The sequence below is a fragment of the Cupriavidus sp. FW216-B1 genome, from assembly GCF_058789195.1.
Genome location: NZ_JBYTEL010000008.1, coordinates 225,152 through 237,729 on the forward strand (window position 1 = coordinate 225,152; position 12,578 = coordinate 237,729).

A 12,578-nucleotide genomic window follows, 5' to 3' on the forward strand; every position below is an offset into this window, starting at 1 on the left:
GCGTCAGCGGCGTCTGAGGTGTTTAAGAGGCTGGCGCCGCCGGCCGCGGCCCAGCCCGCCGCCGCCGCCGACAGCGCGCGCGTCGAGCGCGGCCGCTACCTCGCCAAGGTCGCCAACTGCGCGGCCTGCCATACCGCCCCCGGCGGCGCGCCGTTCGCGGGCGGCCTGCCGTTGCGCACCGGCGTGGGCACGGTCTATTCCACCAACATCACGCCCGACGCCGAAACCGGCATCGGCGGCTACAGCCTCGCGGAGTTCGACCGCGCGCTGCGCGAGGGCGTGGCGAAGCACGGCAAGCGGCTGTATCCGGCCATGCCTTACCCGTCCTACGCCAGGCTGGCCGAGCCGGACGTGCAGGCGATCTACGCCTACCTGCGCGCCGAGGTGAAGCCGGTGCGCCGGGCCGCCGCCGCGCCCGAGATGCGCTGGCCGTTCGGCATGCGCTGGCTGCTGCGCGTGTGGAACTGGCTGTTCCTGGACGGCGGCCCGGCCGAGGCCGGCGCCGGCCAGAGCGCCGAATGGCGGCGCGGCGCCTACCTGGTGCAGGCCGTGGCCCACTGCGGCGCCTGTCACACGCCGCGCGGCACGCTGCTGGCCGAGCGCGGACTGGACGAGCGCAGCCGGCACTTCCTGGCCGGCGCCAGCGTGGACGGCTGGGCCTCCACCAGCCTGCGCGGCGACCCGCGCACCGGGCTGGGCGGCTGGTCGCGCGAGGACATCGCCGAATACCTGCACACCGGCCGCAACGCGCATGCCACCTCGTTCGGGCCGATGTCCGAGGTGATCGCCTCGTCCACGCAGTTCATGACCCGCCCGGACCTGGAGGCGGTCGCCACCTACCTCAAGTCCATTCCAGGCGCGCGCGGCGAGACGCCATACCGCTATGACGCCGCCACCGCCGAGCGGCTGGCCCAGGGCCGCTTCGACGCGACCGGCGCGCGCCAGTACGCGGAGTTCTGCATGCCGTGCCACGGCGCCGGCGGCAAGGGCTTCGCGCGGGTCTTCCCGCCGCTGGCGGGCAATCCGACCGTGATGGACCCGGACCCGTCCGCGCTGGCCAGCCTGCTGCTCGACGGCGCCGTCACGGCCCAGGTCGGCACCGCCGCCACCGACTATCACATGCCCGGCTACGGCTGGACCCTGGACAACCAGGAACTGGCCAACGTGCTGACCTTCATCCGCGCCGGCTGGGGCAACGACGCCAGCCCGGTCGGCGAGGCCGCCGTGGCCGCGCGCCGCGCCGAGCTCGACCGCCGCCGTCAGGCGGCCGGGCGCTGAGCCGCGCGGGCAGGGACACGCAGGGACCGGGCAAAGACAAGCAGCGACAAGCGAAGGCCACACCGACATGACCATCACGCGCAGGGATTTCTTCAATGGCGCCGCGCTCACCATCGCCGCCGGCCTCGCGCCGGGCCAGCTGCTGCGGGCCGCCGAGCGCGGCGCGGCGGTGTATCCGCCGGCGCTCACCGGGCTGCGCGGCAACCACGCCGGCACCTACACGCTGGCGCACAGCCTGGCGCGCGAAGGCGCCAGATACCCCGGCGTGCTCGCGCGCGAAGCGTTCGACCTCGTGGTGGTCGGCGGCGGCATCAGCGGGCTGGCGGCGGCGTGGTTCTACCAGCGCCGCTTCGGCGCCGGCAAGCGCATCCTGATCCTCGACAACCACGACGATTTCGGCGGCCACGCCAAGCGCAACGAATTCACCGTGCGTGGGCAGAAACTCGTCACCTACGGCGGCAGCGCCGATATGCCCGCGGCTGCGCTCGACAGCCGCGCGGTGGCCACGCTGCTGGCCGGGCTGGGCGTGGAGACGAAGCGCCCGCCGGCCGCGCCCGATCCCTACCGCGACCTCGGCATGGGCCGCGCGGTGTTCTTCGACGCCGAGCATTTCGGCCGCGACCAGCTGCTGGCCGGCGACCCGTTCGCCGATCTGACCGACGCGCGCAACGCCGGCAATACAGGCGCGGCGCCGCCGTCGGCCGACGCCTTCAAGGCCTTCCTCGACAAGACGCCGCTGCCGCCGCAGGACCGCGCCGCGCTGGCGCGCCTGGCCGACGGCGGCACCGACTACCTCGCGGGCCTGGGCGAGGCCGAGCGGCTGGCCTACCTCAAGCGCACGCCGTACGCCGCCTTCCTGCGCGACAAGGCCGGCCTGGGGCTGGCCGGCCAGCGCTTCTTCCGCAGCCGCGGCAACGATGCCTACGCGCTCGACGCGGACGGCATCTCCGTGTTCGACGCGCTCGCCATCGGCCTGCCGGGCGGCGCGAACATACCGCGGCCGGGCCGCGACGCGCGCCTGGGCAAGTCGCCGGCTTCCACGCTGTGGTTTCCCGACGGCAACGCCACGCTGGCGCGCCTGCTGGTGCGCAGCCTGATTCCCGGCGTGGCCGGCGGCGCGGGCGCCGATGCCATCGGTGGCGCGGCCTTCGACTACAGCCGGCTCGACACCGACGACGCCAAGGTCAAGCTGCGCCTGAACAGCACCGCCATCGCCATCGAGCCCGACCAGCGCATCACGCGCGTGACCTACGGCTGGAGCGGCAACCTGCACCGCGTGGAAGCCGCGCACGTGGTGCTGGCCGGCTACAACATGATGATCCCGTTCATCATGCCCGGCCTGCCCGAGCCGCAGAAGCAGGCCCTGCGCGCCGACGTCAAGGCGCCGGTGGTCTACAGCAAGGTGGCGCTCGACAACTGGCGGGCCTTCGCCGCGCTCAAGGCCCGCCGCATCCACGCGCCGGCGATGGCCTACACCGACCTGTGGCTGGAAACCCCGGCCGGCGCGCGGCCGTCCGACCCGGTGGTGCTGCACATGCTCTACGTGCCGATCGTGCCCGACAGCGGCATGTCCGCGCGCGACCGTTTCCGCGCCGGCCGCGCCTTCCTGCTCGGCACGCCGTTCGCCACGCTCGAAGCCGGCATCCGCGGCCAGCTCGACCGCATGCTGGCCGGCGGCGGCTTTGCCTCCGGCGACGTGATCCGCGGCATCACCGTCAACCGCTGGGCGCACGGCTACAGCTACCTGCCCAACAGCCTCTACGACGACGCGGCCGCGGCGCAGGCCGCGCTGGAACGGGCGCGCGCGCCGGCGGGCAACGTGGTCATCGCCAATTGCGACAGCGCCGGCAGCCCGTCGCTGACGGCGGCGATCGAGCAGGCGTCGCGCGCGGTGGGCGAGCTGCCCGGCTAGGCGCGGCGGCCCGCGCGGTATCGCACCGGGCCGCGGGAAGTAGGGAGCCGCCGTCAGGCGCGCTGGCGCGCGCGCGCGGCCTGGACCAGCACGAGCAGGAGGCTGGCCGCGGCCAGCAGCGCGCCGACCACCGGCACGGCCTGGTAGCCGAAGCCGGACGAAATGGCGGCGCCGCCCGCGGCCGCGCCGAGCGCGTTGCCGAGGTTGAACGCGCCCACGTTGACCGAGGACGCCAGGCCCGGCGCCTCGGCCGCCGCGCGCATCACGCGCATCTGCAGCGGCGGCACGATGGCGAAGGTGGCGGTGCCCCATACCAGCAGGCCGGCGGCCACGCCCAGGTGCGTGGTGGCCAGCCAAGGGAACACCAGCATGACCGCGCTCAGCAGGACCAGGAAGCCGATCAGGCTGCCTTCGAGCGAACGGTCGGCCAGGCGCCCGCCGGCCACGTTGCCGATCGAGAAGCCGATGCCGATCAGCATCAGCATCGCGGTGACGAAGCCGGGCGAGGCGCCGGTGATTTCCACCAGCGTCGGCGCGATATAGGTATAGAGCGTGAACATGGCGCCGGCGCCGAGCACGGTGGTGGCCATCGCGGCCAGCACCACGGGCCGCGTCAGCACGGCCAGCTCGCCGCGCAGGTCGGGCGCCCGGCCCGCCTGGCCGCGCGGCAGCGCCGACCACAGCCCGATCATGGCGACGACGCCGAGCCCGGCGGTGGCCGCGAACGACATGCGCCAGCCGAGCACTTGCCCGAGCCAGGTCGCGGCCGGCACGCCACCCACGTTGGCGATGGTCAGGCCCATGAACATGGTGGCCACGGCGCTGGCCTGCCGGTGGCGCGGCACCAGGCTGGCCGCGACGACCGAGCCCACGCCGAAGAACGCGCCGTGGTTCAGGCTCGTGACCAGCCGCGCGAGCAGCAGCGCCGTGTAGTTCGGCGCCAGCGCGGACAGCAGGTTGCCCACCGTGAAGATGCTCATCAGCGCGATCAGCGCCGAGCGCCGGGGCCAGCGCGACAGGAGCAGCGTCATCACCGGCGCACCGAGCATGACGCCGATGGCGTAGGCGCTGATCAGCATGCCGGCGGTCGGGATCGACACGTGGACGCCGTCCGCGATCACGGGCAGCAGGCCCATCGGCGCGAACTCGGTGGTGCCGATGCTGAAGGCGCCGGCCGCGAGCGCGAGCAGCGGCAGGGCGGAACGGGGCGCGGCCTCGACGGCGGGGGCGCTGGACGCGGTCATGAAATTCTCCTCGGTTGGGGGCGGATGCGGGGCCATGCCGCGCGGCAGGCGCTCGCCGCGCGTGCTTCGGCGAGCAAAGCGATGAGGCGAAGTCTGCCTGGCCCGCTTCGATTGAAAAACAGGAGTATCGGTGAAAATCTCTTGATTTTCAGTCAACAGTCGGGCTCGGCCGGCGTGTCCCGCTCGCGCCAGCCGATGCGGTGCGCCGCGCCCGTGGCCTGATGCCGCGCGTCGTCCTCGCTGTGCAGGTAGCCGCTGGTGGTGGCGATCGAGGCGTGGCCGAGGTTGTCGCGCACGAAGCGCAGGTCGACCTGGCTGTCGGTCATGTGCGAGCCGGCGGTGTGGCGCAGCCAGTGCGCCGAGGCGCTGGCCAGCAGCTCGGCGCGGCTTTCCCATTGCGGGCCGCGCGCGCGCAGGCGCTCCGCCGCCAGCGCGAACACTTCCTTGAGCACCAGGTGCAGCGCGCCGCGCGACAGCGGCCTGGGCGCGCGCGCCTGCCCGATCACGGGCAGCACCAGCGGCCGGTCTTCGCCCGGTAGCGGCGCCGGCGGCAGGCCGTGGGCGCGCCGGTAGCGCGCCAGTTCCGCCATCAGCTCGTCGCTGGCCGGCACCAGCCGCGTCTTGCTGCCCTTGCCGGTCACTTCCAGCCACCAGCGTTCCACGCCGCTGGCGTCGCGCCGGCTGAAGAACGCGCCCATGCTGGCGCCGGCCACTTCCGCCGCGCGCAGCCCGCCCAGGTACAGCACCGTCAGCAGCCAGCGGCAGCGCGCCGCGTGCAGCCGTTCGCGCTCGCTTTGCCGCGGCATGTCCTCGATGGTGTCCTTCACCGCCTGCCACAGCTCGTGGCTCAGGTAGCGCGTGATGCGGGGCTGCGCATGGCCGCGGCGCCGGCGCGCCAGCGAGAGCGGATTGCCGGCCAGGTAGCCGGCCTCGACCAGCCACGCGAACAGCGCATTGATGATGACCAGCGCGTGCCGCACGCTGGCCGGCGAGAGCGGCCCGGCGAAGGGCCGCCATGCGGGCGCGCCGCGCGCCAGCTTCTTGCGCGAGGCCATGATCCAGCGCGCGGCCGGCTGCGGATCGGCCAGGAAGCGCTCGTACAGCAGCAGGTCCTCGTGCGTCAGCGACGACAGCGGCTTGCCATGCTGCATCACCGCCCACAGCAGCAGGCGCTCGGCCTCGCGCCGGTAGCTCTGCAAGGTCGCCGGGGTGCCGGCATAACGCGCCAGCCACGCGGCGACGGCGGCCACGTCGTCGCGCGCGGCGATCTGCGGGGTGCCGCCGCGGGCGCGGTTGCGTCCTTCGGCGCCCGAGAGGTCGGCAGGCAGCCGGAGCTGTTCCAGCGGCATGGCCGGCAGCGCGGCGAGGGGCGGGGCAGGGACTGGCATGCGTGGGGAGCGATCCAACGGGCGATCCAAATGACGATCCAAAAGCGGTTTGGCCAGCAATTATAGACAGAAGCATAATTATGTCTAAAGTTATCTTGTGAAATCATGGAATATTACGTATTACGTAGTAATATTTGTGTATTCAGTATCTACACCACCCCCGACATGCCAATCCAGCCCGCATCGACCGAATCGCCCGAAACCGCCGGCGCCAGCCTGCAGGCCGACGTGGCCGCGCTGCGCGAGCGTTTCCCCGAAACCCGCGCGCTGTACCGCGAGGTCTGCGGCCTGCTGTTCTTCCGCTACGGCATCACGCCGACCGCCAACAAGCTTTATGGACTGGTGCGCAAAGGCAGCATGGGCACGCCGCTGGAGGTGCTGGGCCAGTTCTGGCAGGACCTGCGCGAGCAGGCGCGCGTGCGGATCGAGCATCCCGGCCTGCCCGATGCCATCAAGCAGGTCGCGGCGGATGCCGTGCAGCAGATCTGGCAGGCCGCCAGCGAGTCCGCCGCCAGCGAGCTGGCGGCGCTGCGCGACGAGGCAGGACGCCAGGCCGGCGAGGCGCTGGCGCAGCGCGACCAGGCGCGCGCCGCGGCGGCGGCCGCCGAGCGCGAGACCGCCGCGGTCGCGGGCGAACTGGAGGCGGCCCGCCAGGCGCTGGCCGCGCTGCGGACGGAACTGGATGCCGAGCGCCAGGCGCATGCCGCCACCCGGGCGCGGCTGGAGGAGGGCAGGAACCAGGCCCAGGCGCAGGAACGGCAGCTGGGCGAGTTGCGCGCGCAGTTCTCGGCGGAACTCGAGCGCGCGCGCGAGCAGGCCGCCGTGGCCCAGGAGCGGGCCGGCGCCACCGAGCGGCGCGCGCTGCGCGAGATCGACCAGGAGCGCACGCTGCGCCAGAAGGGCGAACAGGCGGCGGCGGACCTGCGCGCCGAATTGTCGGCCGCGCAGGCCAGGGCGCAGGAAGCGGCGGTGGCCGGCAGCGCGGAGCGCGCGCGGCTGCAGGCCGAAGGCGAGGCGCTGCGCCAGCGGCTGGCATCGGCGGAGCGGGAACTGGCCGGGAGGGCGCAAGCGCTGGACGCGCTGCGCGCCGAACTCGAAGCCGCCGCGCGCCGCGCCGGGCATGCCGAGGCGCAGGCCGCCGCCCTGCGGCGCAGCGAGACCGGCCGGCGCAAGGTGCCGGTGGCGCGGACCAGGTTCGCGCCCGGCAAGTTGTCGCCGAAGACCGGCGCATGAAGCATGGCCGGGCTTCGGCGCGCCGGCTGGCCGGAATGGCCGCCGCGCGCGGGCAGGGTCAGCGCGGCGCTTCCCCGGCTTCCCCGGCGTCGCCAGTCTCGTCCGCGCGCCGGCTGAAGCGCTGCTCCACCACCACGGTGCCCCACTGCGCGCCTTCCGCCTCGCCGGTCAGCCGGAAGCCGAACGACTCATACAGATGGCGCGCCGCGTCCAGGCCCTTGAAGGTCCAGAGATAGGTCTCGCCGAAGCGCGCGTCGACGAATGCCACGGCCTTGGCCAGCAAGCGCCGCCCGAGGCCCGTGCCGCGCAGCGAGGCGTCGACGATGAACCAGCGCAGATGGGCAACGCCGCCGGCCGGGTCCCCGTCGATGGCGAGCGAAGCCAGCGTCCTGCCGTTTTCCACGTAGAGCCAGAGCGCCTTGCCGGGGGCGGGCAAGGACGCCGCGAAGGCAGCCAGCTCGGTCGCCACCTTCCGCTCGAAATACACGCCGAAGCCCGACGACGCCGCGTAGTAGCGCGCGTGCAGGCCGGCCACGTCGCCGATACATCCGGGCTGGTAGCCTTCGACGATCCGCCCGTCGCCCTCGCTGCCCGCGTGCGCCGTCCTGGTGGCGTTGTCCTGCGCCAGCGCATCGGCGTACAGCGAGAGCGACCGCACCAGCGTCTGCTGGTCGGCCGGCATCAGCTTGCGCAGCGCGCCGGAGACCTGGTCGGTGGCGAAGCGGTCGATCTTGCGGCGCAGCTTCTGGCCGGCCTCGGTCAGGTAGAGCCGGGCCGAGCGCCCGTCGTCGCTCGCGGCCTCGCGCCGCAGCAGGCCGGCGGCCTCCAGCTTGGCGAGCTGCCGGCTGGTATTGGACTTGTCCAGGCGCAGCAGCAGGGCGAGATCGCGTGCCGGGAGGCCCGGCGCGAGGCCGATTTCGATGATGGCGTGCACGGCCGACGGCGAGAGCTCGCTGTCGGCCAGGGTGTTGCGCATGAAACCAAGCTCGCGCACCAGCTTGCGGGAGAACTCGCGCAGTTCCAGGATGGTGCGGTCGCGGGTCTGGGCGGGGAGGTCGACGAAGTCCATGGGCGCGGGATTGAGGTGGCGCGGTGGGCCGGGATACCGGGCTAGCGATCCGGCAATCGCAAGGTTGCGATCCGCAACCAATATACTTGCGATCCGCAACTTGTTCAAGGCGGGCCGGCGCCCGTTTCGAGAACACTGACTTGCGCCGACGGAGCGGCCGCGCCGGGCTCAGGCGTGCCCGTGCTTGTCGCAGGCCGCGCGGATCTCCGCGATCAGGCCGAGCAGCAGCGGCGCGTAGCGCTCCACGTCGCGCCGCTTCTCGCTGGCCTTGTGCGGGAAGCTGATGTTGAGCCCGTACCACTGGTGGTCCGGGCCCTGGAACGCCGCGCCCACGGCGGTCAGGTGGCCGGGCTGGTAGTTGGCCGTGCAGTAGCCCAGGGCCTGCGCCTGCGCGATGCCGCGGGCCACTTCCTTTTGCAGCACCGGACATGGCTCGCCGGCCTTCTCCGTGATCTCTTCCACGAGGTCCGCGCGCACCGCGGCGGGCAGCGCGGCGAGGTAGGCCAGGCCGATCGCGGTGGCTTCCATCGGCACGCGCGTGCCGGGCACCACGCGCCGCGTGCGCGACACGCTGTCGCCGCTGTGGCGCACCGAGGCCAGGTAGACCATCGCGGTCTGGTCGGCCACCGCCAGGCCCACGTTGACCTTCTTGTCCTCGGCGATCCTGCGCATCAGCGGCAGCGCGACCTCCGGCACCACGCTGGCGTGGCGGAAGGCGTCGGCCAGGCTCAGCATCACCGCCGCCAGCCGGTAGGCGCGCTCGGTGGTGTCGTAGCGCAGGAAACCCGCATCGACCAGCGAGCGCGTGAGGCGGCTCACGGTGGGCCGCGGCAGGCCGGTGCGCGCGGCCAGTTCGGCATTGGTCAGGCTGGACGAGCCGACGCGGAACGCGCGCAGCAGCATCAGCCCGCGCTCGAGCGACTGGCTGCCGCCGGTCTGGCGCGTGAAGCGGCCGGTGCTGTGGGTGATCTGGCGCGTGGAGACTGGTGGCGAGGGCGTTGGCATGCGGCCGGCGGCGATGTTGATGGGCCACCCATGATTTCGGTATCCGAAATTGTAGCGTAGCGCCGCGCGGGGCATCGGCGAATACTCTTGGCCAGCGATGCGGCGCCGGCATGTGGCGGCGCCGCGCTTCCTTCCTCACCGTTTACCCGGAGCCCACGCCATGACCCTGGCATCCCCGCCGGAGATCCGCCTGTCGCGCGACCAGCATGTCGCGCAGATCGAGATCTCGCGCCCGCCCCACAATTTCGTCGACGCCGGCCTGATGGGCCAACTGGCCGAAACCCTGCTGCGGCTCGACGACGACGACACCTGCCGCGCGGTGGTGCTGTCGTCCGGCGTGGGCGCCTTCTGCGCCGGCGCGGATTTCAGCGGCGCGGAGCAGGGCGCCGTGTCGCGCGACCCGTCGGCGTTCTACGCCCAGGCCATGAAGCTGTACCGCAGCCGCAAGCCGATCGTGGCCGCGGTGGCGGGCGCGGCCATCGGCGCCGGCATGGGCCTGGCGCTGGTGGCGGACTTCCGCGTGACCTGCCGCGAGGCGCGCTTCAGCGCCAGCTTCAACCGGCTGGGCTTCCACCCGGGCTTCGGCATGAGCGTGACGCTGCCGCGCCTGGTCGGCGAGCAGCAGGCCGCGCTGCTGTTCTACACCGGCCGGCGCATCGGCGGCGAGGAAGCGGTGCGCATCGGGCTGGCCGACGAACTGGTCGCGCAGGACGAAGTGCTGGCGCGTGCGCTGGCGCTGGCGCACGAGATCGCGGCATCGGCGCCGCTGGCGGTGGAAAGCACGCGCGAGACGCTGCGCCTGGGGCTGGCCGAGCGCGTGACCGAGGCCAACCAGCGCGAACTGGCCATCCAGCGCGGGCAGTTCGCCACCGCCGATTTCCGCGAAGGCGTGGCGGCGATGGCCGAGCGCCGCGCGCCCGTGTTCCGGCGCTGCTGAGGGAGGCCGCATGGACAAACCGACCTCGGCAGCAAATTCGGCAGCGGCGCCGGCCGGCCCGCTGGACGGCATCCGCGTGCTCGACCTGACCTCGGTGGTGCTGGGCCCGATGGCCACGCAGGCGCTGGCGGACCTCGGCGCCGACGTCATCAAGATCGAAGGCCCCGAGGGCGACCTGATGCGCGCCAACGGCGTCTCGCGCCATGCCGGCATGAGCTCGATCTACCTCGCGCTCAACCGCAACAAGCGCTCGGTGGTGCTGGACCTCAAGCGCCCCGAGGGCGCGGCGGCGCTGCGGCGCCTGATCGCGGGCGCCGACGTGCTGGTCCACAACATGCGCGTGGCGGCCATCGAGCGGCTCGGCTTCGGCTACGCCGCGGTGGCGGCGCTCAATCCGCGCATCGTCTACTGCGTGGCCACCGGCTTCGGCCAGGACGGCCCGCACCGCGACAAGCCGGCCTTCGACGACATCATCCAGGCCGCCTGCGGGCTGGTGGCGCTGGGCTCGTCGGTGGGCGAGCGCCCCGAGTACGTGCCCAGCCTGATCGCCGACAAGACCACCGGGCTGGCGCTGGCCAACGCCGTGCTGGCCGCGCTGCTGCACCGCGAGCGCCACGGCGCCGGCCAGTCGGTGGAGGTGCCGATGCTGGAGACGATGGCCAGCTTCGTCATGGCCGAGCACCTGGCCGGGCTGACCTTCGAGCCGGCCACCGGCGCCGCCGGCTACGCGCGCCTGCTGCAGGGCGGGCGCCGCCCGGCGCAGACCGCCGACGGCTGGATCTGCGCGCTGCCCTATACCGACCGCCACTGGCAGGCCTTCTTCCATGCCGTGGGCCGCGACGACCTGGCCGACAAGTACGACATCGCCAGCCGCGCCCAGCGCAACGCCAATATCCGCGCGCTCTACCGGCACCTCGGCGAGATCACGCCGGCGCGCACCACGGCGCAGTGGATGGCGCTGTTCGAGCAGCTGGACATTCCCGCCACGCCGATCTACACGCCGGACGAGCTGCCCGGCCATCCGCATCTCGCGGCGGTCGGCCTGTTCCAGCAGACCGAGCATCCCACCGAAGGGCCGCTGCGCGAGATGCGGCCGGCGGCGCGCTTCTCCGCCACGCCGCTGTCGCTGCGCCGCCATGCGCCGGCGCTGGGCGAGCACACCGCGGAGGTGCTGCGCGAAGCGGGGCTGGCGCCGGAGGCGATCGCGCAACTGGCCGGCGGCGTGCCCGCCGGCGCGGCATGACGCACACCACGCACGTCACGCATATCACGCACACCATCAAAACGAGAGGAGACGAGGCATGAACTTCGCGCTGGATGAAGAGCACCAGATGCTCAAGGACCTGGTCGCGCGCTTCGTGCGCGAGCAGCTGATTCCGCTGGAGGCGGACGCGCTGGCGCGCGAGGCGCAGGGCGGCCAGCTCACGCTGCTGCCGCACGACCAGGCGCGGCTCGACGCGCTGTCGCGCGAGCTGGGCCTGTGGGGCCTGGACGCGCCGGCCGAGATGGGCGGCGCCGACCTGCCGGTGGTGGCGATGGTCGGCGTCAACGAGGAACTCGGCAAGACCATCACGCCCTACGACCTGCCGCCCGACTCGCCCAACCTGCGCATGCTGCTCAAGACCGCCGACGCGGACCAGCGCGCGCGCTACCTGGAGCCGTATGCGCGCGGCGAGACCATTTCCGCGATCGCCATCTCCGAGCCCGGCGCGGGCGGCGATCCGGCCATGATGTCCACGCGTGCCGAGCGCGACGGCGACGACTGGGTGCTCAACGGCCGCAAGATCTGGATCAGCCGCGCCGCGCGTGCCGACTGGACCATCGTCATGGCCGTGACCGACAAGGCGCGCGGCGCGCGCGGCGGCATCTCGGCCTTCCTGGTCGACCGCGGCACGCCCGGCTTCAAGGTCGAGCGGCGCATCCCGATGATCGGCGGCGCCTCCACCTACGAGGTGGTGCTGGAGGACTGCCGCATTCCGCACAGCCAGCTGCTCGGCCAGGAAGGCAAGGGCTTCGCGCCGATGCAGGCGCGGCTGTCGAGCCGGCGCGTGCAGATGGCGGCATGGTGCATCGGCCGCGCGCAGCGCGCGCTCGACATGCTGTGCGAGTACGCGCCGCAGCGCCAGACCTTCGGCGCGCCGCTGGCGGACCGCCAGGCCATCCAGTGGTGGGTGGCCGATGCCGCCACGCGCATCCACGCCTGCCGCCTGATGACGTACGACGCCGCCGCGCGCATCGACGCCGGCGACGAGGCGCGCACCCAGGTCTCGATGATCAAGGTGTTCGCCACCGAGATGGCCTGGGACGTGATCGACCACGCCATGCAGGCCTTCGGCGCGATGGGCATGACCAAGGAAATGCCGCTGCAGCAGATGGCAAACGAGACGCGCCTGATGCGCATCTACGAAGGGCCCTCGGAAGTGCACCGCTGGGTCATCGCGCGCGACCTGCTCGGCCTCAGGCGCTAGCGCAGGCGGCCACGGCGCCGCGATTCAACGCCACATCCGCACCA

At 72.9% G+C, this 12,578-nt stretch carries 10 protein-coding genes; 6 read left to right on the forward strand and 4 right to left on the reverse strand.

What is annotated here, in order from left to right; translation table 11 throughout:
- The first annotated feature begins 18 nt into the window (after nt 1–18).
- Nucleotides 19–1,278 (forward strand): c-type cytochrome, encoded by a 1,260-nt coding sequence (locus AC3WXD_RS19070; RefSeq protein ID WP_492324432.1) that lies wholly within the window; start codon nt 19–21, stop codon nt 1,276–1,278.
- Between the two features lie 67 nt (nt 1,279–1,345).
- Nucleotides 1,346–3,190 (forward strand): flavin monoamine oxidase family protein, encoded by a 1,845-nt coding sequence (locus tag AC3WXD_RS19075; RefSeq protein WP_492324433.1) that lies wholly within the window; start codon nt 1,346–1,348, stop codon nt 3,188–3,190.
- A 53-nt stretch (nt 3,191–3,243) separates the two neighbouring features.
- Here AC3WXD_RS19075 and AC3WXD_RS19080 read toward each other — a convergent pair whose 3' ends face one another.
- Nucleotides 3,244–4,434: an MFS transporter gene (locus AC3WXD_RS19080; RefSeq protein ID WP_020205977.1), complete on the reverse strand. Its 1,191-nt coding sequence runs from the start codon at nt 4,432–4,434 to the stop codon at nt 3,244–3,246.
- Between the two features lie 152 nt (nt 4,435–4,586).
- Complete coding sequence (locus AC3WXD_RS19085) at nt 4,587–5,822, reverse strand: tyrosine-type recombinase/integrase (protein WP_492324434.1); 1,236 nt, start codon at nt 5,820–5,822, stop codon at nt 4,587–4,589.
- A 165-nt stretch (nt 5,823–5,987) separates the two neighbouring features.
- On the opposite strand from AC3WXD_RS19085, the gene AC3WXD_RS19090 reads away from it, so the two are divergent.
- Nucleotides 5,988–7,055: a DNA-binding protein gene (locus tag AC3WXD_RS19090; protein ID WP_492324435.1), complete on the forward strand. Its 1,068-nt coding sequence runs from the start codon at nt 5,988–5,990 to the stop codon at nt 7,053–7,055.
- Between the two features lie 58 nt (nt 7,056–7,113).
- Here the strand turns inward: AC3WXD_RS19090 and AC3WXD_RS19095 are convergent, their stop codons facing one another.
- The gene (locus AC3WXD_RS19095) at nt 7,114–8,124 is read right to left on the reverse strand and encodes a bifunctional helix-turn-helix transcriptional regulator/GNAT family N-acetyltransferase (protein ID WP_492324436.1); all 1,011 of its coding nucleotides are present in this window, start codon (nt 8,122–8,124) and stop codon (nt 7,114–7,116) included.
- Nucleotides 8,125–8,292: 168 nt separating this feature from the next.
- On the reverse strand, nt 8,293–9,129 hold the full coding sequence (locus tag AC3WXD_RS19100; RefSeq protein WP_029044235.1) for an IclR family transcriptional regulator: 837 nt from the start codon (nt 9,127–9,129) through the stop codon (nt 8,293–8,295).
- A gap of 160 nt (nt 9,130–9,289) precedes the next feature.
- On the opposite strand from AC3WXD_RS19100, the gene AC3WXD_RS19105 reads away from it, so the two are divergent.
- From AC3WXD_RS19105 to AC3WXD_RS19115, 3 genes are read left to right on the forward strand one after another with little or no spacing between them, the layout of a single operon-like run.
- Complete coding sequence (locus tag AC3WXD_RS19105) at nt 9,290–10,066, forward strand: enoyl-CoA hydratase/isomerase family protein (RefSeq protein WP_020205972.1); 777 nt, start codon at nt 9,290–9,292, stop codon at nt 10,064–10,066.
- A 10-nt stretch (nt 10,067–10,076) separates the two neighbouring features.
- Nucleotides 10,077–11,309 (forward strand): CaiB/BaiF CoA transferase family protein, encoded by a 1,233-nt coding sequence (locus tag AC3WXD_RS19110; RefSeq protein WP_059412715.1) that lies wholly within the window; start codon nt 10,077–10,079, stop codon nt 11,307–11,309.
- Between the two features lie 58 nt (nt 11,310–11,367).
- A complete protein-coding gene (locus AC3WXD_RS19115) occupies nt 11,368–12,534 on the forward strand; it encodes an acyl-CoA dehydrogenase family protein (RefSeq protein ID WP_020205970.1) in 1,167 nt (388 codons plus the stop codon).
- The last annotated feature ends 44 nt before the right edge of the window (nt 12,535–12,578 follow it).

Bases quoted from the DNA above. Each gene is read 5' to 3' on its own strand.
- AC3WXD_RS19100 (WP_029044235.1), bottom strand. From the start codon at position 9,129: ATGCCAACGCCCTCGCCACCAGTCTCCACGCGCCAGATCACCCACAGC.
- AC3WXD_RS19110 (WP_059412715.1), top strand. From the start codon at position 10,077: ATGGACAAACCGACCTCGGCAGCAAATTCGGCAGCGGCGCCGGCCGGC.
- AC3WXD_RS19115 (WP_020205970.1), top strand. From the start codon at position 11,368: ATGAACTTCGCGCTGGATGAAGAGCACCAGATGCTCAAGGACCTGGTC.
- AC3WXD_RS19085 (WP_492324434.1), bottom strand. From the start codon at position 5,822: ATGCCAGTCCCTGCCCCGCCCCTCGCCGCGCTGCCGGCCATGCCGCTG.
- AC3WXD_RS19075 (WP_492324433.1), top strand. From the start codon at position 1,346: ATGACCATCACGCGCAGGGATTTCTTCAATGGCGCCGCGCTCACCATC.
- AC3WXD_RS19090 (WP_492324435.1), top strand. From the start codon at position 5,988: ATGCCAATCCAGCCCGCATCGACCGAATCGCCCGAAACCGCCGGCGCC.
- AC3WXD_RS19105 (WP_020205972.1), top strand. From the start codon at position 9,290: ATGACCCTGGCATCCCCGCCGGAGATCCGCCTGTCGCGCGACCAGCAT.
- AC3WXD_RS19080 (WP_020205977.1), bottom strand. From the start codon at position 4,434: ATGACCGCGTCCAGCGCCCCCGCCGTCGAGGCCGCGCCCCGTTCCGCC.
- AC3WXD_RS19095 (WP_492324436.1), bottom strand. From the start codon at position 8,124: ATGGACTTCGTCGACCTCCCCGCCCAGACCCGCGACCGCACCATCCTG.